Below are 25,132 nucleotides of genomic sequence, written 5' to 3' on the forward strand. Positions count from 1 at the left end.
CCACGCCATTTTCCCGGAGATCGCCGTGAGCCCTGCCCCGCCCGCCCCAACGCCCGGCCCCTCTCCCAGCATCGTGAACATCGCCGTGGCCGGCGCCCTGGGCCGGATGGGCCTGGCCGTGGCCGGCGCGATGGAGGGTCGCGCCGACGTCGCCCTGGCCGGCCGCTTCGGGCGTCCGGGGACCGGCGGCGAGGGCCTGGTCGGGCGGTTCGAGGCCCTGGCCGGGGCCGACGCGGTGATCGACTTCACCCTGCCCGAGGCCTCGGCCGAGCTGGCCGAGGTCTGCGCCGACCTGGCCGGCGCGGCGCGCGGCGGGCCGGCGGTGATCATCGGCTCGACCGGCTTCACGCCCGAACAGTCGGCGCGCATCGCGGCGGCGGCCCGCAAGGTGGCCATCGTCCGTTCGGGCAATTTCTCGCTGGGCGTCAACATGCTGCTGGGCCTGGTCCGGCAGGCCGCCGCCGCCCTGCCCGCCGCCGACTGGGACGCCGAGGTGTTCGAGGCCCATCACCGCCGCAAGGTCGACGCGCCGTCCGGCACCGCCCTGATGCTGGGCCAGGCCGTCGCCGCCGGGCGCGGCGTGGACCTCGACGCGGTCGCCGACCGGGCCCGCGACGGCGCTGCCGGTCCGCGCCGCGAGGGGGCGATCGGCTTTTCGGTGGTGCGCGGCGGCGGGATCATCGGCGAGCACAGCGTGATCTTCGCCGGCGAGTCCGAGGTGCTGACCCTGTCACACTCGGCCACCGACCGGGGCCTGTTCGCGCGCGGGGCCATCGCCGCGGCGATCTGGGCCAGGAACCAGCCGCCGGGGCTGTACGACATGCAGGACGTCCTCGGTTTTGAAAGTTAGGACCTAACAATCGCCGCCTGTTGCGGCATTGTGCCCCCGATGGCCGAGCCCCCGCCCGACCCCCAGCCTGACGCCAAGCCGTCCCCCTCCGCCCGCCGGCCTCGCCGCGCGGCGATGCTGGACGCCGGTCTGGAGATCATGTCGCTGGCCGCCCTGGCCTTCGTCGCCGTGGGGTTCTCCGCCTATGCCGGCCGCCGCGAGATCAGCCGCGAGCTGGCCGTGGCCTGGCTGGAGGACAAGGGGATCGAGGCGACGGTCGAGCTCGACGACCTCGACGCCACCGGCTTCGCCGGCGCCATCCGCCTGGGCCCCAGGAACGCGCCGGTGTTTTCGGCCGAGCGGATCGAGGTGGCCTACGACCTGTCGGCCCCATGGAGCGGCGGCGAGTTCGCGCTCAACACCCGGGCCATCCGCCTGGTGCGGCCGCGCCTCAACGCCAGCCTCGACCAGAACGGCTTCCACTTCGGCGCCCTGCAGCCGCTGATCGACGAGGCGCTGAAGGCCCCCGGCGAGCCGAACGCGCCGGGGCCGGCGATCCTGGTCGAGGACGCCCGGGTCAGCCTGCGCCTGCCGGGCGGCGCGGCGCGGCTGACCGGCGACGCCAGCCTGGACGACGGCAAGCTGCTGCGCTTCGATGGCCGCCTGGCCCCGCTGCGCTACGCCACCAAGGACCTGTCGTTCGACACCGCCGGCATGTTTTTCAAGGCCCGCAAGCGCGGCGAGCGGCTGACCCTCGATATCGACCTGGACATGCGGTCGCTGAGCACGGGCCAGCTGGACCTGACCGACGCGCAGGGCGCGCTGCAGGCCGACATCGCCTATCCCGACCTGCAGAAGCTGTCGATGGTCGGGCCGGCCGAGGTGCGGCTGGCGCTGAAGGCGCGCGGGGCGGACCTCGACACCGCCGCCCTGGGCGGCCTGGAGGCCAATTTCGCGGCGACCGGCCTGCTCAGCGGCGACCTCAAGCGCGGCGGCTTCACCGGCCACACCACCCTGCACGCGCGCGGCGAGCGGCTGACGTCGCCGACCCTGGACAGCCGTGACGTCGTCGCCGACCTCGACCTGACCGGCTTGGCGGTGACCTACGACCCGGCCGGCGCGCGCGGCTCGGCCCGCACCCGCCTGGCGGCCACGGCCGACAAGGCGGTGGCGGGCGGCGCGGCCCTGTCGCGAACGGCGATCGCGGTCAATTCCACCGGCCTGACGGCGATCTCCGACGCCCATCGCCAGTCGCTCAGCGGGCCGATGGCGGTCACCCTGGGCAGCGGCCGCGCGGCGGTCGGCGGAGTGGTGCTGTCCAGCCTGGCGGCCAGCGGCAAGGGTCGGTTCTCGGCCGGGAGCGACGGGGTCAGCCTGGCCCTGGACGGCCAGGCCGGCGCGGACGGCGCGGTGTCCGGACCCGACGCCCAGCACCTGACCGCCGCCCTGCCCAACCCCGACTACGCCAAGGCCGCGGCCGCCGCCCTGTCGCGCTTCGAGGTCTCGGCGCCGGCCCTGCGGCTGGCGGTGCGGGACGGACAGACCAGCCTGTTCCTGCCACGGCCCGTCACCCTGACCGCCGCCAGCGGCGCCAAGGCGACCCTGGGCGCGTCCGGCGGACCGCTGGTCGCGGCGGCGGGCGGCGGGGCCGGCGGCCGAGCGGCCCTGGCCCTGGGCGGCGGCGGCCTGCCCGACATCACCCTGAAGGCTCCGAACTGGCGGGCGGGTCCGGGTGGCCTGACCAGCGACGTCGTCCTGGCCGGAACCCTCGACGTGCCGCCGGTCACCGGACTGTCGGGAACCCTGAACGGCCGGGCCCAGCTGGTCGGCGACACCTTCACCCTGCGGCTCGCGCGCTGCACGCCGCTGACCGCCAAGACCTGGGAGATGGGCGAGCCGCCGATCTCCGACCTCAAGTTCGACGCCTGCCCGACGGCCAGGCCGCTGGTCCAGGCGGCCGGCGGGGCCTGGCATGCCTCGGCCCGCATCGAGCACGGCCAGGCCCTGGTCAATGTCGCCGAGGCGCGCGTCGAGGGCGTGACGGCCGGTTTCGAGGGCGGCGGTCGCGGCGGGTTCGATGAGGCGCAGGTGCGGGTCACCGCCGGCCGCCTGGTCGAGGCGGCGGCGGCGCGGCGCTTCGAGACGATGGCGGCGACCGGGGCGGTCAACCTGGCGCGCGGCCAATGGCTCGGCGGCTTCGACGCCACCACCCTCGACGGCCGTCCGGTGGGCAAGATCACCCTCCGCCACGACGTGGCCAGCGGTCGCGGCGAGGCCTTGATCGACGCCTCGCGCATGGTGTTCGTCAAGGGCGGCCTCCAGCCCCTGGGCCTGTCGCCCCTGGCCGAGGTCGCCCGCGAGGCCGACGGTCCGGTCGCCTTCACCGGCCGTTTCGACTGGGCCGGCGAAACCATGACCAGCGAGGGCCGGCTGTCGACGCCGGGCCTGAACTTCAAGAGTCCGCTGGGCTTCGTGGCCACCCTGAAGGGCGAAGTGGCCTTCACCAGCCTGGCCCCGTTGATCAGCGCGCCGGACCAGACCCTGAAGATCGAGCGGGTCGACGCCATCGTGCCGATCCAGGCGGTGGTGGCGGACTTCAGCCTGGACGCCGAGGCGCTGCACCTGCGATCGACCGTCTTCGAGGCCGCCAAGGGCAGCATCTCGATCGAGCCGATCGAGGTGCCGCTGGACGGCAAGGGCACGTTGAAGGGCGTCGTCAACATCCAGCACCTGGACCTGGGCGAACTGGTCGCCGGCTCGTCCATGGCCGACAAGATCAAGGTCGAGGCCATCGTCGATGGCCGCCTGCCGTTCGAATTCAGCCCGGCCGGCCTGCGCTTCCTGGACGGCAGGATCTACGCCACCCAGCCCGGCCGCCTGTCGATCGCCCGCGAGGCGCTGGGCGACGTCTCCGCCGGCCAGGGCGGGGTCGATCCCGACGATCCGCTGATGGCGGCCAAGCCGGCGCAGGTCAACGCCATCCAGGACTTCGCCTATCAGGCCATGGAGAACCTGCGCTTCGAGATGCTGGAGGCCAAGGTCAACAGCACCGACAAGGGCCAGCTGGGCATCCTGTTCCACATCAAGGGCGAGCACGACCCCAAGGTCGCCGAGAAGGCCAAGATCGGCCTGATGGAGCTGTTGCGCGGCACCGCTTTCCAGCGCCGCATCCCCCTGCCCGCCAAGACCCCGGTCGACCTGACCCTCGACTCGTCGTTGAATTTCGACGAGCTTCTCGCGGGGTGGAAACGCGCTTGGCAGGACGCCCAGTCGCAGGCGCCAGGGCCTGCCGCGCCGCCCGTCGAAACACCGCCGCCCGCGCCGCCGCGTTCAGATGGGGTTCAGCCTTGATGCCGCAGATTGCACCCGAATGGAGAAACGAATGAACAAGAGCGCCCTGATATCGGCCCTTATCGCGACGGGCGCCCTAGGGGCCTCCGTGTCGGCCTGCGCCCCGACGATCCACGTCAAGGTCGACCCGATCAACATCTACGCCAAGCTGGACGCCAATGTGCGCGTGCAACTGGACAAGGAAGTCCAGACGGCGATCCAGCAAAACCCGAACCTGTTCTAAGAGAGGAACCGACATGATCCGCAAGACTATGACGGTCCTGGCCCTGGCCGCTTCGCTGGGCGCCACCGTGGCCTTTGGGGCCCTTCCCGCCCTGGCCCAATCCGCCGCCGCCAAGGCCGCCGTCGACGCCGGCAAGGCGTCCGGGACCGTGGGCGAGCAAGCCGACGGCTTCCTGGGCGTCGTCTCGGGCGGCGACGGCGCGCTGCGCGCCGCCGTGGCCGAGATCAACACCGGCCGCGCGGCCGTCTACAAGGACACCGCCGCCAAGACGGGGGTCACCGCCGAGGCCGCCGGCCAGGCCACCGCCAAGCAGCTCTACGCCCGCCTGGCGCCGGGCCAGTACTGGAAGCCGCTGGATGGCGGCTGGACGAAGAAGTAGGACGGCGTGCCTTAGAGCCTCCCCCGATGGGGGAGGCGATCGCGAAGCGATCGGTGGGGGGAGTTTTGGCAAGCTGGAGCCGCGTGCGGTCGATGGCCTAATCCTCCCCCCACCGTCGCCCTTCGGGCGACACCTCCCCCACAGGGGGAGGACTTCACACCCTTGAACCCGCCCCCGCTCATCGCCACCTAAGCCTCACGTCGCGAGGCCTGGCGCCGATTCCGGGCTTGGTCCTCGCGCACGAAGTCGCTTGAGCGAGGACTTCGCGATGACCCGGACGATCCTGTTCGACAGCCCCTTCCTGCTGGGTTTCGAACACACACGAGACCTGATCGAGCGCGCGGCCAAGGCCGCCGCCGAAGGCTATCCGCCCTACAATGTCGAGCAGGCCGAGAACGGCGGGGTGCGCATCACCCTGGCGGTGGCCGGCTTCTCGCCCGACCAGCTGCAGGTGACCGTCGAGGGCGGTCAGCTGGTGGTGGCCGGGCGGCGCGAGGCGGACGGCAAGTCGGAAGCCGATCGGGCCTACCTGCACCGCGGCATCGCCGCGCGCGGCTTCCTGCGCACCTTCGTGCTGGCCGACGGCATGGAGGTCACGGCCGCCACGCTGGAACACGGCCTGCTGCACGTGGACCTGGCCCGGCCCGAGCCTGAACGGCTGGTCCGCCGCATCCCGATCCGCTCCCTGGGCTGAGCCGCCCGACATGCCCTCCTTGATCGCGGTCTGAACCGAGACGCGTCGCGGGGCGTTCCCTTTTGAAGGAGGTGGTCTTATGACACCTGACCCCGCTATTCCGATCTTCACCGCCGAGGCCTTCGCGGCGCTTGGCGCGCCCGATCTGGTCTATGTGCGGCCGATCAAGGCCGCGGAGATCCTGGCCGACGTTCCGGCCGACGTGACCGATTTCGACCTGTCGCCCGACCAGACCCTGTACGCGGTGTTCCGCGCCGACGGCGCGCGCCTGGCGGTGCTGACCGACAAGGACTCGGCCGTCGCGGCGGCCCTGGCCCATGAACTGGCGCCGGTGTCGGTGCACTGAGGTTTCTGATCGCCATTGGCCGCCTGGCCGATGGCGATCGTACTTTCGCACATCCGTTCAACCGTCATTCCCGCCCTTGTGGCGGGAACCCCTGGTTCAGCCGACGGTGAGACGCCTTGGCGCCCTGGCGCGCCACACCTCTGCCCTTGCGACGAACAAAGGGGTTCTCGCCACAAGGGCGAGAATGACGGCCGAAAAATAAGCGAGAACTCCAGAAACGCCTCAAGCCGCCGTCGGCTTGCTCTCCTGAGCATGGGTCAGCATCACATGCACGGCGTCGGCCGAGCGCGCCTTGCGCAGCTGCTCGCGCAGTTCGGGCTGGCGCATCATCCGGGAAATCCGGGCCAGGGCCCGCAGGTGAGTGGAGTCGGCGTCCTTGGGCGCGAACAGCGCCACCAGCAGGTCCACGGGCTTGTCGTCGACGGCCCCGAACGCCACCGGCGTCTCCAGGCGCACGAACACCGCCCGGACCCGATCGACGCCCGACAGGCGCGCGTGCGGGATCGCCACGCCCTGGCCGACGCCGGTCGAGCCGGCGGCTTCACGTTCCATCAGACCCTCGAGCGCCTCGTCGACGTCGACGCCGAAGGCTCGGCCGGCGACGTCGGCGATGACGCCGAGAACCTGACGTTTGTTGGCGGCGCTGACCCGCAGAGTGACCGCGCTGGAATCCAGTAGATCGCCGATGGTCATGGACTTAGAAGCTCGCTCGTTGTCGGTCGTCGCCGCGTCGTCGTCGCGGGCCTTCCGAAACGCCCAACCGCCCTAGAGTTCGGTTAGCTCGCGGCTGGCCCGTGCCCGTTCAGCACCTTCGTGCGTTCGGGGTCGATCCAGCCGATATTTCCGTCAGGCCGCCGGTAGACCACCGACAATCCGTCGTGGGCGGCGTTCCTAAACACGATTGCCTGGGACTCGGTCAAGTCCAGTTCCATGACCGCCATGGAAACGGTCATGATCTTCAGCGAGCCCTGGGCCTCTGCGATGATCATGGCCGAGGGCGCACCGGCCGGGTGGTCGTCGCCCGTGCTCCAGTCATCGTCGTCCGCCTCGTCGCCCTCGGGGGCCCGCAGCACGTACATCGCCGCGTTTTCGGCCTGCTTGGCGGTGGCGGCGATCGAGTGGCTCTTCAATCGTCGCTTGTAGCGGCGAATGCGCGTCTCGATCTTGGCCAGGGCGGCGTCGAAGGCCGCGTGGGCGTCGCCGCCCGCTCCATGGCTGATCAGCTGCTGGCCCGAAGCCAACTTGACCGAACAATCGACCCGGAAGGCGTAACCCTCCTTGCTGATGATCACGTCGGCGGCGCCGCCGCGATCAAAATACTTGCCGATGCTCAGGGTGATTTCGTCGGAGACTCGCGCTCGCAGAGCCTCGCCAACGTCGACATGCTTGCCGGAGATTTGGACTTGCATGCCCTATCAACGCGCCCGTCTCGGCCCGGTGTCAAGCACTGCCGGGGCGCCTTAAAACAGGCCCGAAAACATGTGCAGCAACCTATCAACGGCGGCCGCGACGACACTTGCGCTGAGCACCAGAATGCCCACGCTGACGGCGGCCATCAGGTAGCCGAGCAGGGCCAGAAGCCCGTCTCGTTGCAGCAGGGCCAGGGACAATACCGCCACCGTCGCGCCCGGCGCGAGGTTGCCCAGCGGGATCGGCAGCACCAGCACCAGGGCCAGAAGCGTGCAGACCACGCCGACCAATCGCTCGCCCGCCGGGGCGAACAGGATTTCCAGCCGCGGCCGGGTGACCAGTTCCATGCGCCGGACGATCGGGGTCAGCTTGCGGAACAGGCCGCGCAGGTCGTCGCGCTTCAGCGGGTGCTCGACCAGCTTGCGCGGCAGCCAGGGAACTTCGCGGCCCAGGGCGATCTGCGGGGCCAGCAACAGGATCGGCAGGCTGAGCAGCGTCGAGGAACCCGGCGGCAGGGGCAGGCAGTTGAGCAGGCCGAAGACGAACAGCATGGCCCCGAAGGCCCGGCTGTCGAACTGCTCCAGCATCTGGCCGACGGTCAGCACGGGGCGCGTGTCCTCGCCGAAGCTCTCGATGACGTCGGACAGGCTTTGGATCGTCATGTTGCGCCTCTGGTCGCACGCTTAGAGCATTTTCGAGCGAAGTGGATACCGGTTCGCGTGAAGAAAATGCGTAGAAACAAAGACTTCTAGAGTGCGATTGAGTCCATGGGAGACAATCGCACTCTAGAACGCGGAGCGCGGCCATTCGGCCATGCGATCAGCAGGTTTCCTTGATCAGCCGGCGACGTTCGACCGACGACGGAATGCGCAGGGCCTCACGGTACTTGGCCACCGTCCGGCGGGCGATGTCGACGCCGCCCTCCTTGAGGATCTCGACCAGGCGATCGTCGGAATGGACGTCGGCCTCGGTGCGCTCGGCCTCGACCAGGCCCTTGATCTTGTGGCGCACGCTGGCGGCCGAGTGGGCCTCGCCGCCCTCGGTGGCCTGGATGGCCGAGGTGAAGAAGAACTTCAGCTCGAACACCCCGCGCGGGGTGGCGATGTACTTGTTGGAGGTCACCCGGCTGACCGTGCTCTCGTGCATGCCGATGGCGTCGGCGACGGTCTTGAGGTTCAGCGGCCGCAGGTGCTCGACGCCGTAGGCCAGGAAGCCGTCCTGCTGACGGACGATCTCGCTGGAGACCTTGAGGATGGTCTTGGCCCGCTGGTCCAGGCTCTTGACCAGCCAGTTGGCGGTGGCGAAGCAGTCGGAGACGAAGGTTTTCTCCTGGTCGCTCCTCGCGCCCTTGGAAACCCGAGCGTGGTAGCGCTGGTCGACCAGCACCTTGGGCAAGGTGTCGGTGTTCAGCTCCACGTGCCACAGGCCGCCCGGGGTCTCGCGGACATGGACATCGGGCACCAGGGTCTGGGGCGGGTCGCTGTGGAAGGCCGCGCCGGGACGGGGGGTCAGGGCGCGGATCTCGGCGACCATTTCGCGCAGGTCCTCATCGTCGACACCGCACGCCTTGCGCAAGGCGGCCATGTCGCGCCGGGCCAGCAGGTCCAGGTTGTCGAGCAGGGCGGCCATGCAGGGGTCGTAGCGGTTGACGTCCTTCAGCTGCAGGGCCAGGCACTCGCGCACGTCGCGGGCCAGGACGCCGGCCGGCTCGAAGCCTTGCAGGACGGTCAGGACGCCCTCGACGAAGGCCAGGTCGCAGCCCAGGCGCTCGGCGACCTCCACGAGGTCGGCGCGCAAGTAGCCGGTGTCGTCGACCGCGTCGATCAGCACCCCGGCCACCACGGTCTGGGCGGCGGTCAGGCCGGCCACGCCCAGTTGCTCGGTCAGGTGCTCGCAGAGGGTCGGGGCGCGCGACAGGGCGCCTTCGTAGTTCTCGTCGCTCTCGAAATTGCCGCCGCCGCCGGTGCGCGACCAGTCGATCTGACCGCCGGCCTGTTCGGCTTGCGCCCCATCGCCGGTGGCGCGCTCGCCGGGCGAGATATCGTCGGGGGCGGCGTCCATCTGGCCGCTGGCGGCGCTGTCCGACACCGAATCGAGACCAAGGTTCTCAGGCGCGCGTTCGACCGCGCCCTCGCTTTCATTGGGCGGCGCGCGCTCGACCTCGGCCGGGCCGTCGTCGCGTTGGAGCAGGGGATTACGCTCGAGTTCGGCCTCGACGAAGGCGTCGAGCTCGAGGTTCGACAGTTGCAGAAGCTTGATGGCCTGCTGCAGCTGCGGCGTGATGACAAGGCCTTGGCCTTGCCGGAGCTCCAATCTGTGGCCGAGAGCCAATGCGCCCTCCTGGGCAAATCGAACGATGTGTCGATCGCCATTGAAGGGCAGTCTGGTTAACGGGGCGCGAACGTCAGCAAAAAGCGTGCCGCCGCGACCATCCGTCCCAAGAACTCGGGATTTTTCTTTTCGGAAGGGCTCGAGCCCCTTGCAGGCAAGGGTTTGCTGAATTCATGATCCGAGGGGATCGCGGTTCACGCCCAGACCAGGCCAGGCATGAACCGAAAAAGCCTAGGTCCGCTCGGCGAAACTGTCGCCCAGGTAAACGCGGCGCACTTCCGGATTGTCGACGATCTCCTGAGGCGAGCCCTCGAACAGCACTTCGCCGGCGTGGATGATCGAGGCGCGGTCGATGATGTCCAGCGTCTCGCGCACGTTGTGGTCGGTGATCAGGATGCCGATGCCGCGACCCCGCAGATAGCCGATCACCTCGCGGATGTCGGCGATGGCCAGGGGGTCGATGCCGGCGAAGGGTTCGTCCAGCAGCATGAACGATGGTTCGCTGGCCAGGGCGCGGGCGATTTCCACCCGGCGACGCTCGCCGCCCGACAGGGCGACGGCCGGCGACTTGCGGATGTGGGTGATGCGCAGCTCTTCCAGGATGCTGGTCACTTGCTCACGGGCCTTGCGCTGGCTCTTCTGGCGCATCTCGACCACGGCCATGACGTTCTGCTCGACCGTCATGCCCCGGAAGATCGAGGCTTCCTGCGGCAGATAGCCGACACCCATGCGGGCGCGCTGGAACATCGGCTGGCCGGTGATGTCCTCGCCGTCCAGGTAGATCGAGCCGTAGTCGGCGGCGACCAGGCCGGTGATCATGTAGAAGCAGGTGGTCTTGCCGGCCCCGTTGGGGCCCAGCAGGCCGGCGACCTCGCCGCGTTTGAGGCTCAGCGACACGCTCTTGACGACCGGACGATCGCCGAATGACTTGCCGATCGCATCGACGAACAGGCCGTCGCCGGTGCTGTCGACCCGCAGGGATTGCATTGAAAACGCCATGGGATCCTACGGCTTGCCGGCGGCGGGCTTCTTGTCTTTGTTCTGGTCGGGATAGAGCACCGCGCGCACCCGGGGCTTGCCGCGCCCCGTGGCGTTGGATTCCATCTTCACGTCGTTGGTCTTGGTCTTGATGGTCATGCGGTCGCCTCGGGCGACGTCCTGGCCCTGGACGGCCACCACGTCGCCGGTGACGACGACGGTGTCGGTCCCGTAGTCGTAGACCGCGTGGTCGCCGCGCACGGTCTGTTCCGGCGTGACGTAGAAGACGTTGCCGTCGGCCTCGACCCGGTCGACGTCGCCGCAATCGTTGTTGCCGCCCGGCGCGCCGGGGCTGTTGGACGAGGTCTTGCCGGGCGTCTTGCGCCGGTTATAGACCGTCATCACGTTGGCGCGCATGCGAGCCTTGTCCTGCAGGACCTCGACCGCGCCGCGGAAGATGGTCTTGCACTGGCTGGTGATGACCTCCTGCTCGTCGGCGGAAATGTCCACGGGCGCGCTGGAGTTGTTGGCGCTGCCCGGTGTGGTCTGCGCCAGGGCGCGCCCACCCAAGAGAGCCTGGCCGCCCAAGAGGCTGAGGGCGATCGCCGCCGGCGCCATCCATCGATTCATCAACCGCGTCCTCATCTATTCTTGGACCGACTCGCCGGTCTTCCGGTCAATCCGTGTCTTCACGCCACCCCGGAAGATGATGCGATCGCCCTTGTCATATACGGAGTAGGCGTTGGATTGCACCTGTCCAGTTGGGCCTTCGCCTTGAAGCGTGGTTTCACCGGTGATGTTACCGGTGCGGGTGTCGACCATCGCCTCGTTCGAGGCGAAGCGGTAGCCAGCCCCGTCGTCCATACGCACATTGCCGAACAGCTGCAGTTTCAGCGTGTCCTCGCGATAGATGCCGCGGTCGGCGGTCGATCGCGTCGGGGCGGGGCTGCCGACGCCCAGGGTCAGGGTCGGGGCGTCGAGGAACACCCGCTTGAGGTCGGCTTCGTCGCGCACGGCCGAGCGGGCGGTGATGATGAAAGGGCGGCCGTCGCTGGACTGGCCGTAGAACCGCGGCGTGATCATCCGGATCTGCGCCTTGTTCTCGGCTGGTCGCCGGTCGCCGGCGGTGACGCTGCGCCAGACGACCTGGCCGCCGACCGACGCCAGGATCGCGACCATCGCCACCGGCAGCACGACGCGCGCCAGGCGGACGCGACGCGAGCGGCGACGCCAGCGGCGCAAGTCCCGCCTATAGCCGCCACGATCCGCGTCCAGGGTGGTCATCCGCGGCCCTTCAGCTGTGGGCGAAGATGTCGACGTCTTCCCAGCCGGCCAGATCCAGGGCGGCGCGGTGGGGAAGATAGTCGAAGGCGGCCTGGGCCAGTTCCATGCGGCCTTCGCGGACCAGCATGGCGTCGAGGCGTTGGCGCAGAGCGTGGAGATGCAGCACGTCGGAGGCCGCGTAGGCCAGCTGTTCGGGCGACAGCGTCGCCGCGCCCCAGTCTGAGCTCTGCTGGACCTTGGAGAGCTCGACGCCGACCAGTTCGCGCGTCACGTCCTTCAGGCCGTGGCGGTCGGTATAGGTGCGGGCCAGCTTCGAGGCGATCTTGGTGCAGTACACCGGGGCGGTCATGACACCCAGATGCAACAGGAACATGGCAATATCGAAGCGGCCGAAGTGGAAAAGCTTCACCACGGCCGGGTCGGTCAGCAGGCGCTTGAGGTTGGGCGCGTCGTAGGTCGAGCGGTCCAGGCGCACGACGTGGGCGTCGCCGTCGCCCGACGACAGTTGCACCACGCACAGCGGGTCGCGGCCCAGGCGCAGGCCCATGGTCTCGGAATCGATGGCGATAGCGGTCGCGCCGGCGAAGACGCCGTCGGGCAGATCGCCTTCATGCAGGAAATTAGCCAAGTCTCTTCGTCTCCGCGCCTCGGTCTCGTCGCACGGACGTCCGAATTCCCGACACGCCAAAATAGGGCGCCGACACTATATGCTGGATGAACAGGATATCTATCTCAAGGATAGCCTGCCCGGAACACGCTCGATCGGCGGGAAACCGGGTGGCTCCACCCCGACCCTCTTTCGAGGGTTGGTAGGGGGTGGTGCCCAGGAGAGGACTCGAACCTCCACGACCTTTCAGTCACTGGCACCTGAAGCCAGCGCGTCTACCAATTCCGCCACCTGGGCCTGCGGGGCAATCCGTGGATCGCCGCGAGGCCGGGACGTTTATGCAATGGTTCTGGCCGCGTCAATCGCCAAGTTGCGCATTTCGTTGCGATTGGCCTCCGGCTCGTCTATCCCCCGGCTCACGGCTTTAGGATGAGGTAGATTATGCAGGGTCTGGTCACGGTGTTCGGCGGCTCCGGCTTCGTCGGCGGCCAGGTCGTTCGGGCGCTCGCCAGGGCGGGCTATCGCGTCCGCGTCGCGGTGCGCCAGCCCAACCTCGCCTACAAGATGCGCATGCTCGGCGATGTCGGCCAGATCGAGGTCGTGCAGGCCAATGTCCGCAACGCCCCCTCGGTGGCCCGCGCGCTCGACGGCGCGGAAGCGGCCATCAACCTGGTCGGCGTGCTCTGGGAGACCGGCCGACAGAAATTCCAGGCCCTGCACGCCATGGGCGCCAGGACCGTCGCCGAACAGGCCAAGGCCGCCGGCGTCAAGCGCCTGGTGCATATCTCGGCCCTCGGCGCCGACCTGGAGTCGCCGTCGAAATACGCTCGCACCAAGGCCATGGGCGAGGCCGCCGTGCGCGAGGCCTTCCCCGGCGCGGTGATCCTGCGCCCGTCGGTGGTCTTCGGGGCCGACGACAAGTTCTTCAACAAGTTCGGCGAAATGGCCGGCCTGTTCCCCGCCCTGCCGCTGATCGGCGGCGGCGAGACCAAGTTCCAGCCGGTGTTCGTCGGCGATGTCGCCCAGGTGGTGGCCAAGGCCGTCGCCAGCCCGTCCGCCGAGGGCCTGACCTACGAGCTGGGCGGCCCGACCGTCTACAGTTTCAAGGCGCTGCTGGAGATGATCCTGCGCGAGACCGGCCGCAATCGCCTGCTGGTCCCGCTGCCGTGGTTCGCCGCGTCGCTGATCGGCAAGCTGGGCGACGTCTTCGCCGCCGTCGTGCCCCTGGCCCCGCCGCTGACGTCGGACCAGGTCGAGTCGCTGAAGGCCGACAATGTCGCAGGCAACGGCCTGCCGGGCCTGGTCGAGGCCGGGGTCGTCCCAACCGCCGTCGAGGCGATCGTCCCGTCCTACCTCTACCGCTACCGCAAGGGCGGCCAGTACGCCGAGGTTCCGGCCGGGGCGTTCTAGAGCGTTTCCCGACCTGACTGCATCAGGCCGGGGCTCTAGGTCTTTGTTTTTAGCGCATTTTCTTCACGCGAACCGGCATCCACTTCGCTCGAAAATGCTGTAGGTGTGTAGTCCCGCGGTATGAGGGCGCCTGGCAGACCCGCCTAGACCCGCGGCTCCGCCGAAAAATCGGCCAGGTCCCCGATCAGCGACTTGGCCGCCAGCGCCACCAGCGCCCCGCCCTTTTCCGGCGTCGCCTGGGCCGGGTCGGAACCCATCCGGCCGTCGGCGTAGCGAGCGCGGAAGTCGAGCGCCTCGCGGATCGGCCCGGTGGGCGCGATCCTCGGTTCGTAGGCGGCGGTCTTGATGCTGGCTGGATAGCCCCACTGGGTCACCGCGATCTCCGACGGGGTGGCGTGGCTGCCGTGTCCGATCGGGAACTGCTGGTTGGCCAGGGAGAGAACCCCCCGGAGGTCCCACCAGTTCTTGAGCTTGAGGGCGAAGGGCGCGCGCTCCCCGCGGAAACTGTAGTCGGCGTAGATCTCGGAGAAGGCCGCCTCGATCGAGGCGACGTTGCCGCCGTGGCCGTTGAGGAAATAGATCTTCTCGAAGCCGTGGGCCCCCAGCGACCGCACCCAGTCGCCGATCGCGGCGATGAAGGTCGAGGGCCGCAGGAAGATGGTGCCCGGAAAGGCCAGGTGGTGCTGGGCCATGCCGACATTGAAGGTCGGGGCCACCAGCACGGTCGCCGACAGCTTGCTGGCCTCGTGCGAGATGATCTCCGGGCACAGCCAGTCGGTGCCCAGCAGGCCCGTCGGCCCGTGCTGTTCGTTGGAGCCGATCGGCACCACCACCGTCTTCGAGGTCTCAAGAAAGGCTTCGATCTCGGGCCAGGTCGAAAGGGCGAGCAGCATGGCTGGGAACTCCGCAGAATCGCGAAACAAACCGCGAGACGACATCTTTGGCATGGCTTTACGCCGATCCAGCGACGGCGCCGACCTCATTTGAGCCGGCCCGGCTAGCGGCCGAACACCGCGACCAGGGTCTTGGCCAGTTGCATCCGCCAGACGCCACTGCTGTGGCCGACATAGTAGGTGTCCAGCGTACAGGGCGTTCCTGCGGCCAAGGCGGCGTCACGGACCTTGCCGGCGGCGATCAGGAACGGCGTCTCGTAGCGACCGGCCTCCAGGAACACCCGCAGCTCCCCGGCCTTCGAGAAGTCGACGGCGCCGTCGGCGGGCGAGAAGGCCGCCACCGATCCGAACCGGTCCGGATGACTGGTCGCGATGGCCAGGGACCAGTCCGCGCCATTGGAGAAGCCGAACAGCATCCAGTCGCCAGCCTTGTCGCTCAGACGTTCGCCGCGCTGCAGCCTGGGCAGCAGCTCGTCGAGCACGAAGGCGGCGTGGGCCGCATAGGCGGCCTCGTCGGCGCCTTTGCCATACTCGCGCCAGCGCAATCCGCCGGGCGCGGTGACCGCCGGATCATAGGCCGCCCACACCCCGACCATCACCAGCGGTCGGATGCGACCCTCGGCGATCAGGGCGTCGACGACGGGCGCGTACTGCTCCAGGTCGCCGCCATCGGTCATCACCACGACGCCATAGCCTCCGGGCGGCGGCGGAGCCTTGGGGCGATAGATCGACACCTTGCGTTCGCTCTTCAGGGCGGGGCTGGCGACGGCGAGGGTTTCGATGCGGCCCTGGAGGACAGCGGGCCGGCGCTTCGGGCGCCGGGGCCCGCGATCCGCGCCAGGTGAGCAGGACGCCTTTGGCGGGATCGGGGTTGGGATCGGGCCGCAGGCGCATCTCAATCAGGGACTCGTCCAGGTGGGGCAGGCGATAGGCGGCCGCCCACAGCCGACCCTCGGGATTCTCGGCCAAGGGGGCCATGCCGTCCTGAATCGAGCCGGTCAGCTTCAAGGCCGGGACGGTGTTGCGGGCGACGACCTTGAGCGTCTGCCCCTCGATCCAATAGGCCAAAGGTTGGTCGCCCAGGCGCGCGGCGGCCTGGACGGCGTCGAAATCGACCGGTGCGCGACAGAGGTCGACGACCGATCCGATTTCGCAATCAGGAATGAATTTCGAGCGCTTCACCGGCTGGGGCTGTTCGTTCGCCGCCATGGCCGTCGCACCGGCCAAGGCCGCCGCCGTCAGCAACAATCCCCCAAACCACCGCATCGTGAATCCCCTGACCGCCAAATCGCTACCCTGCATTGCATGGAATGGCCGAAGCAAGGCGCGACGGATCTTGAAATTCCCCAATGGTCTGCTTGCGCATCCAGGCCCTCCGCGCATAACTCCCGCGCAACAAGACCAAGGGAGTAGACGGCGTGAGCGACGGTCAGGTTTTTCCGGTTCCCGACGACTGGGCGGGCAAGGCGCATATCGACGCCGCCGGCTATGAGGCCGCCCTGGCGCGGGTCGAGGCCGATCCCGAGGGCTATTGGCGCGACCTCGCCGCTCGGCTGGACTGGATCACCGCGCCCACCCAGATCAAGGACGTCTCGTTCGCCAAGGACGACTTCCGCATCCGCTGGTACGCCGACGGGGTGCTCAACGCCTCGGTCAACTGCCTGGACCGTCATCTGCCCCATCGCGCCGACGAGGTCGCCCTGATCTTCGAAGGCGACGAGCCGGGCGTCTCGCACACCGTCACCTATGGAGAACTGCACGCTCAGGTCTGCAAGATGGCCAATGTCCTCAAGGACCTGGGCGCCAGGAAGGGCGACCGGATCACCATCTACCTGCCGATGATTCCGCTGGCGGCGGTGGCCATGCTGGCCTGCGCCCGCATCGGCGCCGTGCACTCGGTGGTGTTCGGCGGTTTCTCGCCGGACTCGATCGCCGGCCGCATCCAGGACTGCGAGAGCCGCCTGGTGATCACCGCCGACCAGGGCCGTCGCGGCGGCAAGCGCGTGCCGCTGAAGGCCAATGTCGACAAGGCCCTGGAACAGTGCCCGCAGGTCGACAAGGTGCTGATGGTCCGTTGGACCGGGGCCGAGGTCGACCTGGTCGCGGGCCGCGACGTGGTCTGGGACGATGTCCAGGCCGCCGCCTCGGCCGACTGCCCGCCCGAGCCGATGAGCGCCGAGGATCCGCTGTTCATCCTCTACACCTCCGGCTCGACCGGAAAGCCCAAGGGCGTGCTGCACACCACCGGCGGCTACCTGGCCTGGGCCAGCTGGACCCACGAGGCGGTGTTCGACTATCGCCCCTCTTCCCCAGGCAAGAAGGGCGAAGTGTTCTGGTGTACGGCCGACGTCGGCTGGGTGACCGGCCACAGCTACGTGGTCTACGGCCCGCTGGCCAATGGCGGGACCAGCCTGATGTTCGAGGGCGTGCCCAACTATCCCACCCCGGCCCGGTTCTGGGAGGTGGTCGACAAGCACAAGGTCGAGATCTTCTACACCGCCCCCACCGCCCTGCGGGCCCTGATGCGCGAAGGCGACGACTGGGTGACAAAGAATGACCTGTCCTCGCTGCGGCTGCTGGGCAGCGTCGGCGAGCCGATCAATCCCGAGGCCTGGCTGTGGTACCACCGGGTGGTCGGCAAGGACCGCCTGCCGATCGTCGACACCTGGTGGCAGACCGAGACCGGCGGCATTCTCGTCTCGCCCCTGCCCGGGGCCACGGCCCTGAAGCCCGGCTCGGCCACCAAGCCGCTGCCTGGCGTCAAGCTGCAGCTGGTCGACGCCGAGGGCAAGGTGCTGGAGGGCGCCACCGAGGGCAACCTGGTGATCACCGACAGCTGGCCGGGCCAGATGCGCACGGTCTATGGCGACCACGGCCGGTTTTTCGAGACCTATTTCAGCGCCTATCCGGGCAAGTACTTCACCGGCGACGGCTGCCGCCGCGACGAAGACGGCTACTACTGGATCACCGGCCGGGTCGACGACGTGATCAACGTCTCGGGCCACCGCCTGGGCACCGCCGAGATCGAGAGCGCCCTGGTCGCCCACGCCGCCGTCGCCGAGGCGGCCGTGGTCGGCTACCCGCACGACATCAAGGGCCAGGGCGTCTACGCCTATGTGACGCTCAAGGCGGGGGTCACCTCGACCGACCAGCTGCGCAAGGACCTGATCCTCTGGGTGCGCCAGGAGATCGGGCCGTTCGCCGCGCCGGACGTGCTGCAATGGGCCCCTGGCCTGCCCAAGACCCGCTCGGGCAAGATCATGCGCCGCATCCTGCGCAAGATCGCCGAGAACGAACTGGGCTCCCTGGGCGACACCTCGACCCTCGCCGACCCCGGCGTCGTCGACGACCTGGTGAAAAATCGCGCCAACGCTTGATGCGCATGGAGACGAAAACCGGCTAGGCTTCACCCCATGCCCAAGTTCGGTCCCGTCGTTGCGTTGGTGGTGCTGGTGGCCTTCGGGCTCGCCTCCGCTGCGGCGGCCGATACGCCGAAACCCGACTGGCTGCGCCGGGTCGAGAGCGGCGAGGTCGCCCTGGAAGCCCGTCCCGATCCGGGCGGGCGCGGCGGATCGGTGCGGGCGATGATCGACATCGCCGCCCCGCCCGAGGCCGTCTGGCGCACCATCCTCGACTGCGAGCGGGCGGCGCGGATGACCCCCAGCGTCAAGCGCTGCACGGTGCTGTGGCGCGACCCCTCCGGCCGCGGCGAACTGCGCGAGCACGTGGTGAAGTGGAGCTTCCTGCTGCCGGCCTTCCATTCGGTGTCGCGCCTGGAGCTGGACCCGCCGCGGCGGATCGCCTTCCGCTGCGTGGACGGCGACATCAAGGCCTGCGAAGGCCAGTGGCTGCTGGAGCCGCTCGATGACGGCCGGGCCACCCGCGTGACCTATGAGAACCGCGCCCAGGCGCCCTACGGCATGCCATCCGGCCTGACGGTGATCGCCATGCGCCGCGACGTTCCCGCCGCGCTGCGGGCCCTGCGCCGCGAGAGCGTGGCGGCGCGATGAGCCCGGCGCCAGAGCCGCTGTGGCTGTTCGATGGGGTGTGCAACCTGTGCTCGGGTTCAGTGCGGGCGGTGCTGGCCATGGACCGCAAGGGCCTGATCCGTTTCACCCCCATCCAGTCGACCTATGGCCGCCAACTGGCCGTGGCCCACGGGATCGACCCGGACCAGCCGACCAGCTTCCTGTTCCTCGACAACGGCCGGGCCCTGGCGAAGAGCGCCGCGATCCTGGCCCTGTTGCGCCGGCTGGGCCCGCCGTGGTCATGGCTGGCGGTGGTCGGCGCCCTGCCGGAGGCCTGGCGCGACGCCGGCTATGACTGGCTGGCCGCCAACCGCTACCGGCTGCTGGGCAAACGCAAGACCTGCATGCTGCCGACCCCGGCCCAGAAAGCCCGCTTCATCCTCGAGCCGCCGGCCCCCGCGAGCGACTCATGACCCAGGCCCGCAGACGCATCGTCCTGGTCGGGGCCAGCGGGGTCTTCGGTCGGCGGCTGGCGGCGATGATCGCCCGCTGGCCCGACGTCGTGCTGGTGCTCGCGGCGCGGAACACGCCGCCGCTGGAGGCCCTGGCCGCGACCCTGGGAAAGACCAAGCCGGCGGCGAAGATCGAGGTCGCCCGCCTCGACCGCCTGGATCCCAAGGGCCTGGCGGCGCTGGCGCCCTGGGCGGTGTTCGACGCCGCCGGACCGTTCCAGGGCCAGGACCACGCCTTCCCCCGCGCCGTGCTCAAGGCCGGCGCCCACTATGTCGACCTGGCCGACGCGCGCGACTTCGTCGGCGGGTTCGAGGCGGCGCTGGACGACCAGGCCCGGGCGGCCGGGCGCTGGGCGATCACCGGCGCCAGCTCGACCCCGGCCCTCAGCCACGCCGCGCTCGACGCCATGACCGTCGGCTGGACCCAGATCGACCGGGTCGAGGCGGCGATCTCGCCCGGCGCCCGGGCTCCGCGTGGCCTGTCGGTGATCCGCGCCCTCCTGGCCTGGGCCGGCGGGCCGGTGCGGCTGTTCACCGAGGGACACTGGACCACGCTGCCCGGCTGGAGCCGGCCGCGCCGCATGCCGTTCCCGGGCCTTGGCCTTCGCTGGACCAGCCTGGCCGAGACCCCCGACCTCGACCTGTTGCCCGCCCGGTTCCACGCCCGCCGCGAGGCCACCTTCCGGGCCGGGCTGGAGTTGCCGGTCCTGCACCTGGGCCTCTGGGCGCTGAGCTTCCTGCGCCGGGCCCGGCTGGTCCGGTCGCTGGAGCCCCTGGCCGTCGTGCTGGGCGAGGCCGCGGGCCTGGTCGCGCCGCTGGGCTCGGATCGCGGCGGCATGGTGGTCCACGCCGAGGGGCTGGACGCCGACGGGGCGCGACGCCTGGCCCGCTGGAGCCTGTGCGCTGAAGCCGGCGCCGGTCCGAACACCCCGGCCGCCCCGGCGGCGGCGATCCTGCGGGCCCTGGTCGACGGTCGGCTCGCGGCCCCGCCTCGCGCCGCGCCCTGCGTCGGCCTGCTGTCCCTCGACGCCCTTCTCGATCCGCTGCGTGACCTGCCAATCCGCACCCAGCTGGAAAGCCAGCGGCCCGACACCGCCGGCCTGTTCCCGCGCCTGCTGGGCGACGCCTGGGCCGCGCTACCGCCGGCCGTCCGCCACGCCCATGCAGGAACCGAGGTCGTCACCTTGACCGGTCGGGCCCGGGGTCGCGGCGCGCCCGGCCTGGCCTCCCTGGTCCGCCGCCTGCAGGGCATGCCGCCGGCCGGGGTCCACGCCACCACGGTGACCATCGCCCCCGACGGCGCGAGCGAGCGCTGGACCCGCCGGTTCGGGACCCGGACCTTCGGTTCGGTGATCACGCCGGTCAGGGACGATCCCTGGGCGTTCGAGGAGACCGTCGCGCTCTTGACCTTCCGCTTCACCGCCGCGCCCTATCCCGGCGGTTTCTCGTGGACCTTCGAGGGCTGGCGGCTGGGACCGATCCCCCTGCCTCGCGCCTGGGCGCCGCGGACCCGGGCCCGGACCTTCAGCCGGAACGGCGTCTATCGCTTCCGCGTGCTGGTCGCCCACCGCTGGCTGGGGGTGATCTTCGGCTATGCGGGGCGGCTCTCATCACCATCGACGGCTTCAGAGCTTGAAAAATCGGCAGATCACACCCCTTTAAGCTTGAGTTGAAGACAGAGGGCCTCCGGTAGCCCTAGGCTCTTCGTCAAGCTCAGCCTCCGGATTGAAAATGCAAAAGCTCGCCAAGGCGTTCGCCGCCGCCACCCTCAGCCTGGCGATGGCCACAACCAGCACGGTCCTGGCGGAGCCGACAAGCCCGCAGGTGTTGATCAAATCGATCCGGCCTTATAAGGCCGGCGCTGCTCCGGTGGCGTTCGTCTATCTGGCGACGCCCGTCATCTGCAACACGACCATCTTCACGATCGATTTGGCCGACCCCTCCGGCCCGGCTCTGCTCAGCGTCGCTTTGACGGCCCTGACGGCCAGGAAGAACGTCGTCGTCGAGATTTCGAACGCGACCGGATGCACCGGGCACTACACGGCGCTCCAGTCGATCACCATTATCGACAACTAGTTCCGGGGCAGGCGTCGAAGATGCGAGGGGGCAAGATGACAAGACGGTAATCTTGGCGTCTTTGGCTCGGATGCTAGGGTCGCGCCCTCAAGCTTTCGGAGCGCCGCCCTCATGATCCGTCCCGCCGCCAAGGCCGCCCTCGTGGCGCTGGCCCTCTCGACCACCGCCCTGTCGCCGCTCGTGGTCGCGGGTGGGGCCCATGCCCAGACCGCCAGCCCGGCGCCGGCCGCCGGCGTGGCCGTGCCGCCGATCGTCTACAAGGAGCGGACGCTGGCCAACGGCATGAAGGTGTTCACCTCGCGCGACGCCAGCACCCCCAACGTCACGGTGCAGGTCTGGTACGGCGTCGGCAGCAAGGACGACCCCGAGGGCCGTTCGGGCTTCGCGCATTTGTTCGAACACCTGATGTTCAAATCGACGCGCAACATGCCCAACGAGTTCTTCGACCGCCTGACCGAGGACGTCGGCGGCTTCAACAACGCCTCCACCTACGACGATTTCACCAACTATTACGAGGTGGTGCCCGCCAACCACCTGCAGCGCCTGCTGTGGGCCGAGGCCGAGCGCCTGGGCTCGCTGGTCATCGACGACGCAGTGTTCAAGTCCGAGCGCGACGTGGTCAAGGAAGAGCTGCGCCAGCGGGTGCTGGCCAATCCCTACGGCCGGTTCTTCAACCTCTACATCACCCAGGCCTCGTTCGCCCAGCACCCCTACAAGCGCCCGGGCATCGGCTCGATCGAGGAGCTGGACGCCGCCACCGTCGATGACGTGCGCGCCTTCCACGCCGCCTATTACCGCCCCGACAACGCCGCCCTGATCGTGGTCGGCAACTATGACGAAGCCCAGCTGAACGCCTGGATCGACCAGTATTTCGCGGGCCTGAAGACCCCGGCCGGGGCGATCAAGCCGGTGACGGTGGTCGAGCCGCCGCGCGCCGGCCCCAGGACCGTCACCACCTACGGCCCCAACGTGCCGCTGCCGGGCGTAGCCATGACCTGGCTGGCCCCGGCCGCCGCCGATCCGGACGCCCCGGCTCTGTCGGTGCTGGACGCCATCCTGTCGGCCGGCAAGTCGTCGCGGCTGTACAACAGCCTCGTCTATGACCAGCAGATCGCCCAGTCGATCTTCTCTTCGACCAGCACCAACGCCCAGCCGGGGATTTTCTACGTCGGCGCGATCATGGCCGGCGGCAAGACGGTCGAACAAGGTGAAGCCTCGTTGAGCGCCCAAGTCGCCCGTCTGCGCGACGCCCCGCCGACGCCGGCCGAACTGGCCGAGGCCAAGGCCGGCCTGCTGGCCGACGCCGTGCGCGGCCGTGAGACCATCGACGGCCGCGCCTTCGCCATCGGCTACGCCCTGCGCACCGAGGGCGACGCCGCCCGCGCCAACACCGACCTGGCCGCCCTGCAGGCGGTGACCGCCGCCGACGTCCAGCGCGTGGCCAGGAAGTACCTGGTCGACGACCGTCGCGTGGTGGTCCGCTACCTGCCGGAATCGGCCAGGCCGGCCGGCGCCAAGGATCCGTTCGAGCCGGCCAAGCCCACCGCTTCGGTGGATCTCAAGCTGCCGGCCACCACCCTGGCGCCCGAAGATCAGCGCGTCGCGCCGCCGGCCCCGGGCCAGCCGGTGTCGCCGGTCCTGCCCGCGCCGGTCGAGAAGACCCTGGCCAACGGCCTGCGGGTGATCGTCGCCAAGTCCAGCGACCTGCCGCTGGTCACCGCCGACCTCACCGTCAAGGGCGGGGCCGGCGCCGATCCGGCCGGCCTGGCCGGGGTCTCCAGCCTGACCGCCGAACTGCTGACCGAAGGCACCAAGACCCGCACCGCCACCCAGGTGGCCGCCGCCACCGAGGCCCTGGGCGCCAATCTGGAGGCCGGTTCGGGGTGGGAGTCCTCGTCCCTGACCCTCAGCGTCATCGCCGACAAGGCCGCCGCCGGGCTGTCGATCATGGCCGACGTCGCCCAGAACCCGACCTTCAAGGCCGAGGAGCTGGAGCGGGTGAAGACCGAGGCCCTGGACGGCCTGTCGGTCAGCCTGCAGCGGCCGGGCGCCGTGGCCGGCTTCGCCGTGCCGACCGTGATCTATGCCGGCTCGGGCTATGGCCACGTCGCCAGCGGCACGCCGGGCTCGCTGCCGAAGATCACCCGCGACGCCCTGGTCAAGACCCACGACGCCTACTGGCGGCCCGACAACGCCATCCTGGTGCTGACCGGCGACCTGACTCCCGACCAGGGCTTCGCCCTGGCGGAGAAGGCGTTCGGCGGCTGGAAGAAGCCGGCCGGCGCCGCCCCCGCCCCGATCAAGGGTCCGACCGGCTACGCGCCGCGCAACCTGGTCATCGACCTGCCGGGCACCGGCCAGGCCGCCGTGGTGGTGGCCAAGCCGGCGATCCTGCGGGCCGACCCCCGCTACTATGCCGGCCTGGTGGCCAACGGCGTGCTGGGCGGCGGCTATTCGTCCCGGCTGAACCAGGAGATCCGCATCAAGCGCGGCCTGTCCTACGGCGCCAATTCCAGCCTGACCCCGCGCGCCGCGATCGGTGGCTTCTCGGCCAACGTCCAGACCAAGAACGAGTCCGCCGCCCAGGTGGTGACTCTGATCCGCGAAGAACTGGCCAGGCTGGGCGACGCTCCGGCCTCGGCCGGCGAGTTGGCGGCCCGCAAGTCGGTGCTGGTCGGCGGCTATGGCCGAGAGCTGGGCACCTCCGAGGGCCTGGCCGACATCCTCGGCGGCCTGGCGGTCTACGGCGTGCCGCTGAACGAGATCCAGGCCTATACCGGCAAGGTCGAGGCGGTGACGGCCGCCGACGTCCAGACCTTCTCCAAGACCGTGCTCGACCCGGCCCAGACCAGCGTCATCGTGGTCGGCGACGCCAAGACCTTCGGCGACACGGTGAAGGCCGTGCTGCCGGGCGCCGAGACCATCGCGATCGACCAGCTGGACCTCGACAGCCCGACCCTGAAGAAGGGCAAGTAGCATGACCGACGACCGCCAGGCCGATATGGAGGAAAGGCGCGCGGCGCAGCTGGCGTCGCCCTCCTATCGCCTGGCGGCCCTGGACCAGGACTTCCTGCTCGGCGAGTCGATGCGCGGGGTGCGGTTCCTGCTGGAGTTCGCCAAGGCCGACGAGGCGCTGCGGGCCTGGGGCGTGCGCTCGACCATCGTGGTGTTCGGCAGCGCCCGGGTGCGGGAGGACGGTCCCGGGCGTCAGGCCCACTGGTACGACGAGGCCCGGCGCTTCGGGCGCATCGCCTCCGAGCGCGGCGGGGCCCTGAACGGACACGACGGCGTGCGCGACAACGTCATCGCCACCGGCGGCGGCCCGGGGGTGATGGAGGCGGCCAACCGCGGGGCCTGGGACGCCGGCGCGCCGTCCGTCGGCTTCAACATCACCCTGCCCCGCGAGCAGCAGCCCAACCCCTACGCCACGCCGGACCTGTCGTTCCGCTTCCACTATTTCGCCATGCGCAAGATGCACCTGGCGATGCGGGCCAACGCCCTGGTGGTGTTCCCCGGAGGCTTTGGCACCTTCGACGAGCTGTTCGAGATCCTGACCCTGCGCCAGACCGACAAGGCCCCGCGCATTCCCATCGTGCTGTTCGACCAGGCCTATTGGCGCTCGGTGGTGAACTTCGAAGCCCTGGCCGAGCACGGCATGATCAACCCCGTCGACCTGGAGCTGTTCCGGTTCGCCGAGAGCGCCGAGACCGTATGGTCCAGCCTGTTGGCTTGCGGGCTGAAGCCGGGCGAGACGATCGAATTGAAGGACGAGCAGGTTCCGGAGGAATAGGCGGCGGCGATCTAAGTCCTCCCCCTGTGGGGGAGGTGTCAGCGAAGCTGA

24 protein-coding genes and 1 tRNA gene are annotated in these 25,132 nt (G+C 69.7%); 14 read left to right on the forward strand and 11 right to left on the reverse strand.

What is annotated here, in order from left to right; all coding sequences use genetic code 11:
- The first annotated feature begins 70 nt into the window (after nucleotides 1-70).
- The 6 genes from dapB (at nucleotide 71) to ASD79_RS00300 (ending at nucleotide 5,822) form a co-directional block, all read left to right on the forward strand.
- Nucleotides 71-850, forward strand: coding sequence for a 4-hydroxy-tetrahydrodipicolinate reductase (gene dapB, locus ASD79_RS00275; protein WP_255356960.1), 780 nt, complete (start codon nucleotides 71-73; stop codon nucleotides 848-850).
- Between the two features lie 39 nt (nucleotides 851-889).
- Nucleotides 890-4,180 (forward strand): YdbH domain-containing protein, encoded by a 3,291-nt coding sequence (locus ASD79_RS00280; RefSeq protein ID WP_056718971.1) that lies wholly within the window; start codon nucleotides 890-892, stop codon nucleotides 4,178-4,180.
- A gap of 31 nt (nucleotides 4,181-4,211) precedes the next feature.
- On the forward strand, nucleotides 4,212-4,403 hold the full coding sequence (locus tag ASD79_RS00285; protein WP_056718973.1) for a YnbE family lipoprotein: 192 nt from the start codon (nucleotides 4,212-4,214) through the stop codon (nucleotides 4,401-4,403).
- A gap of 13 nt (nucleotides 4,404-4,416) precedes the next feature.
- On the forward strand, nucleotides 4,417-4,782 hold the full coding sequence (locus tag ASD79_RS00290) for a YdbL family protein (protein WP_056718975.1): 366 nt from the start codon (nucleotides 4,417-4,419) through the stop codon (nucleotides 4,780-4,782).
- 268 nt (nucleotides 4,783-5,050) lie between these two features.
- Nucleotides 5,051-5,476 (forward strand): Hsp20 family protein, encoded by a 426-nt coding sequence (locus ASD79_RS00295; protein WP_007661614.1) that lies wholly within the window; start codon nucleotides 5,051-5,053, stop codon nucleotides 5,474-5,476.
- Between the two features lie 79 nt (nucleotides 5,477-5,555).
- A complete protein-coding gene (locus ASD79_RS00300; RefSeq protein WP_056718977.1) occupies nucleotides 5,556-5,822 on the forward strand; it encodes a DUF1150 family protein in 267 nt (88 codons plus the stop codon).
- Nucleotides 5,823-6,044: 222 nt separating this feature from the next.
- On the opposite strand, the gene ASD79_RS00305 is transcribed toward ASD79_RS00300, so the two are convergent.
- From ASD79_RS00305 to ASD79_RS00345, 9 genes are all read right to left on the reverse strand, one after another.
- Complete coding sequence (locus tag ASD79_RS00305) at nucleotides 6,045-6,515, reverse strand: PTS sugar transporter subunit IIA (RefSeq protein ID WP_056718979.1); 471 nt, start codon at nucleotides 6,513-6,515, stop codon at nucleotides 6,045-6,047.
- Nucleotides 6,516-6,598: 83 nt separating this feature from the next.
- Nucleotides 6,599-7,231 carry a ribosome-associated translation inhibitor RaiA gene (gene raiA, locus ASD79_RS00310; protein ID WP_056718981.1) on the reverse strand — a complete coding sequence of 211 codons (633 nt, stop codon included), beginning with the start codon at nucleotides 7,229-7,231 and terminating at the stop codon, nucleotides 6,599-6,601.
- A 51-nt stretch (nucleotides 7,232-7,282) separates the two neighbouring features.
- Nucleotides 7,283-7,894, reverse strand: coding sequence for an exopolysaccharide biosynthesis protein (locus tag ASD79_RS00315; RefSeq protein WP_056718983.1), 612 nt, complete (start codon nucleotides 7,892-7,894; stop codon nucleotides 7,283-7,285).
- A gap of 157 nt (nucleotides 7,895-8,051) precedes the next feature.
- Nucleotides 8,052-9,563 (reverse strand): RNA polymerase factor sigma-54, encoded by a 1,512-nt coding sequence (gene rpoN, locus ASD79_RS00320; RefSeq protein ID WP_056718985.1) that lies wholly within the window; start codon nucleotides 9,561-9,563, stop codon nucleotides 8,052-8,054.
- 231 nt (nucleotides 9,564-9,794) lie between these two features.
- Nucleotides 9,795-10,550 carry an LPS export ABC transporter ATP-binding protein gene (lptB, locus tag ASD79_RS00325; RefSeq protein WP_056718987.1) on the reverse strand — a complete coding sequence of 252 codons (756 nt, stop codon included), beginning with the start codon at nucleotides 10,548-10,550 and terminating at the stop codon, nucleotides 9,795-9,797.
- Between the two features lie 18 nt (nucleotides 10,551-10,568).
- Nucleotides 10,569-11,171 carry an LptA/OstA family protein gene (locus ASD79_RS00330; RefSeq protein ID WP_056718989.1) on the reverse strand — a complete coding sequence of 201 codons (603 nt, stop codon included), beginning with the start codon at nucleotides 11,169-11,171 and terminating at the stop codon, nucleotides 10,569-10,571.
- A 15-nt stretch (nucleotides 11,172-11,186) separates the two neighbouring features.
- Nucleotides 11,187-11,825 carry an LPS export ABC transporter periplasmic protein LptC gene (gene lptC, locus ASD79_RS00335; RefSeq protein ID WP_056718991.1) on the reverse strand — a complete coding sequence of 213 codons (639 nt, stop codon included), beginning with the start codon at nucleotides 11,823-11,825 and terminating at the stop codon, nucleotides 11,187-11,189.
- A 10-nt stretch (nucleotides 11,826-11,835) separates the two neighbouring features.
- Complete coding sequence (locus tag ASD79_RS00340; protein WP_056718993.1) at nucleotides 11,836-12,453, reverse strand: ribonuclease D; 618 nt, start codon at nucleotides 12,451-12,453, stop codon at nucleotides 11,836-11,838.
- A 189-nt stretch (nucleotides 12,454-12,642) separates the two neighbouring features.
- A tRNA-Leu gene (locus ASD79_RS00345) sits at nucleotides 12,643-12,729 on the reverse strand.
- 144 nt (nucleotides 12,730-12,873) lie between these two features.
- Here ASD79_RS00345 and ASD79_RS00350 point away from each other — a divergent pair.
- Nucleotides 12,874-13,842 (forward strand): complex I NDUFA9 subunit family protein, encoded by a 969-nt coding sequence (locus tag ASD79_RS00350; RefSeq protein WP_056718995.1) that lies wholly within the window; start codon nucleotides 12,874-12,876, stop codon nucleotides 13,840-13,842.
- Between the two features lie 143 nt (nucleotides 13,843-13,985).
- Here the strand turns inward: ASD79_RS00350 and ASD79_RS00355 are convergent, their stop codons facing one another.
- Nucleotides 13,986-14,735, reverse strand: coding sequence for a creatininase family protein (locus tag ASD79_RS00355; protein WP_056718997.1), 750 nt, complete (start codon nucleotides 14,733-14,735; stop codon nucleotides 13,986-13,988).
- 104 nt (nucleotides 14,736-14,839) lie between these two features.
- Entirely contained in the window at nucleotides 14,840-15,634 is a 795-nt protein-coding gene (locus ASD79_RS00360) for an esterase family protein (RefSeq protein ID WP_082584751.1), read from the reverse strand.
- Nucleotides 15,635-16,153: 519 nt separating this feature from the next.
- Here ASD79_RS00360 and acs point away from each other — a divergent pair.
- From acs to ASD79_RS00395, 7 genes are all read left to right on the forward strand, one after another.
- Entirely contained in the window at nucleotides 16,154-18,112 is a 1,959-nt protein-coding gene (gene acs / locus ASD79_RS00365; RefSeq protein WP_056719001.1) for an acetate--CoA ligase, read from the forward strand.
- 36 nt (nucleotides 18,113-18,148) lie between these two features.
- Nucleotides 18,149-18,745, forward strand: coding sequence for an SRPBCC family protein (locus ASD79_RS00370; RefSeq protein WP_056719003.1), 597 nt, complete (start codon nucleotides 18,149-18,151; stop codon nucleotides 18,743-18,745).
- Nucleotides 18,742-19,176: a thiol-disulfide oxidoreductase DCC family protein gene (locus ASD79_RS00375; RefSeq protein WP_056719005.1), complete on the forward strand. Its 435-nt coding sequence runs from the start codon at nucleotides 18,742-18,744 to the stop codon at nucleotides 19,174-19,176. The genes ASD79_RS00370 and ASD79_RS00375 overlap by 4 nt, the downstream gene beginning before the upstream one ends.
- Nucleotides 19,173-20,888: a DUF4166 domain-containing protein gene (locus tag ASD79_RS00380; RefSeq protein ID WP_235524290.1), complete on the forward strand. Its 1,716-nt coding sequence runs from the start codon at nucleotides 19,173-19,175 to the stop codon at nucleotides 20,886-20,888. Before ASD79_RS00375 ends, ASD79_RS00380 begins: the two co-directional genes overlap by 4 nt.
- A gap of 58 nt (nucleotides 20,889-20,946) precedes the next feature.
- The gene (locus ASD79_RS00385) at nucleotides 20,947-21,291 is read left to right on the forward strand and encodes a hypothetical protein (RefSeq protein ID WP_056719008.1); all 345 of its coding nucleotides are present in this window, start codon (nucleotides 20,947-20,949) and stop codon (nucleotides 21,289-21,291) included.
- A gap of 111 nt (nucleotides 21,292-21,402) precedes the next feature.
- A complete protein-coding gene (locus ASD79_RS00390) occupies nucleotides 21,403-24,267 on the forward strand; it encodes a pitrilysin family protein (RefSeq protein ID WP_056719010.1) in 2,865 nt (954 codons plus the stop codon).
- Nucleotides 24,268-24,292: 25 nt separating this feature from the next.
- Entirely contained in the window at nucleotides 24,293-25,081 is a 789-nt protein-coding gene (locus ASD79_RS00395; protein WP_156400359.1) for an LOG family protein, read from the forward strand.
- Nucleotides 25,082-25,132: the final 51 nt, after the last annotated feature.

Origin of the sequence: Caulobacter sp. Root655, from assembly GCF_001427665.1 — a bacterium.
Taxonomy (GTDB): Bacteria; Pseudomonadota; Alphaproteobacteria; order Caulobacterales; family Caulobacteraceae; genus Caulobacter.

Bases quoted from the DNA above. Each gene is read 5' to 3' on its own strand.
- ASD79_RS00280 (WP_056718971.1), top strand. From the start codon at position 890: ATGGCCGAGCCCCCGCCCGACCCCCAGCCTGACGCCAAGCCGTCCCCC.
- ASD79_RS00285 (WP_056718973.1), top strand. From the start codon at position 4,212: ATGAACAAGAGCGCCCTGATATCGGCCCTTATCGCGACGGGCGCCCTA.
- ASD79_RS00290 (WP_056718975.1), top strand. From the start codon at position 4,417: ATGATCCGCAAGACTATGACGGTCCTGGCCCTGGCCGCTTCGCTGGGC.
- ASD79_RS00295 (WP_007661614.1), top strand. From the start codon at position 5,051: ATGACCCGGACGATCCTGTTCGACAGCCCCTTCCTGCTGGGTTTCGAA.
- ASD79_RS00300 (WP_056718977.1), top strand. From the start codon at position 5,556: ATGACACCTGACCCCGCTATTCCGATCTTCACCGCCGAGGCCTTCGCG.
- ASD79_RS00305 (WP_056718979.1), bottom strand. From the start codon at position 6,515: ATGACCATCGGCGATCTACTGGATTCCAGCGCGGTCACTCTGCGGGTC.
- raiA (WP_056718981.1), bottom strand. From the start codon at position 7,231: ATGCAAGTCCAAATCTCCGGCAAGCATGTCGACGTTGGCGAGGCTCTG.
- ASD79_RS00315 (WP_056718983.1), bottom strand. From the start codon at position 7,894: ATGACGATCCAAAGCCTGTCCGACGTCATCGAGAGCTTCGGCGAGGAC.
- lptB (WP_056718987.1), bottom strand. From the start codon at position 10,550: ATGCAATCCCTGCGGGTCGACAGCACCGGCGACGGCCTGTTCGTCGAT.
- ASD79_RS00330 (WP_056718989.1), bottom strand. From the start codon at position 11,171: ATGAATCGATGGATGGCGCCGGCGGCGATCGCCCTCAGCCTCTTGGGC.
- lptC (WP_056718991.1), bottom strand. From the start codon at position 11,825: ATGACCACCCTGGACGCGGATCGTGGCGGCTATAGGCGGGACTTGCGC.
- ASD79_RS00350 (WP_056718995.1), top strand. From the start codon at position 12,874: ATGCAGGGTCTGGTCACGGTGTTCGGCGGCTCCGGCTTCGTCGGCGGC.
- ASD79_RS00355 (WP_056718997.1), bottom strand. From the start codon at position 14,735: ATGCTGCTCGCCCTTTCGACCTGGCCCGAGATCGAAGCCTTTCTTGAG.
- ASD79_RS00370 (WP_056719003.1), top strand. From the start codon at position 18,149: ATGCCCAAGTTCGGTCCCGTCGTTGCGTTGGTGGTGCTGGTGGCCTTC.
- ASD79_RS00375 (WP_056719005.1), top strand. From the start codon at position 18,742: ATGAGCCCGGCGCCAGAGCCGCTGTGGCTGTTCGATGGGGTGTGCAAC.
- ASD79_RS00380 (WP_235524290.1), top strand. From the start codon at position 19,173: ATGACCCAGGCCCGCAGACGCATCGTCCTGGTCGGGGCCAGCGGGGTC.
- ASD79_RS00385 (WP_056719008.1), top strand. From the start codon at position 20,947: ATGCAAAAGCTCGCCAAGGCGTTCGCCGCCGCCACCCTCAGCCTGGCG.
- ASD79_RS00390 (WP_056719010.1), top strand. From the start codon at position 21,403: ATGATCCGTCCCGCCGCCAAGGCCGCCCTCGTGGCGCTGGCCCTCTCG.
- ASD79_RS00395 (WP_156400359.1), top strand. From the start codon at position 24,293: ATGGAGGAAAGGCGCGCGGCGCAGCTGGCGTCGCCCTCCTATCGCCTG.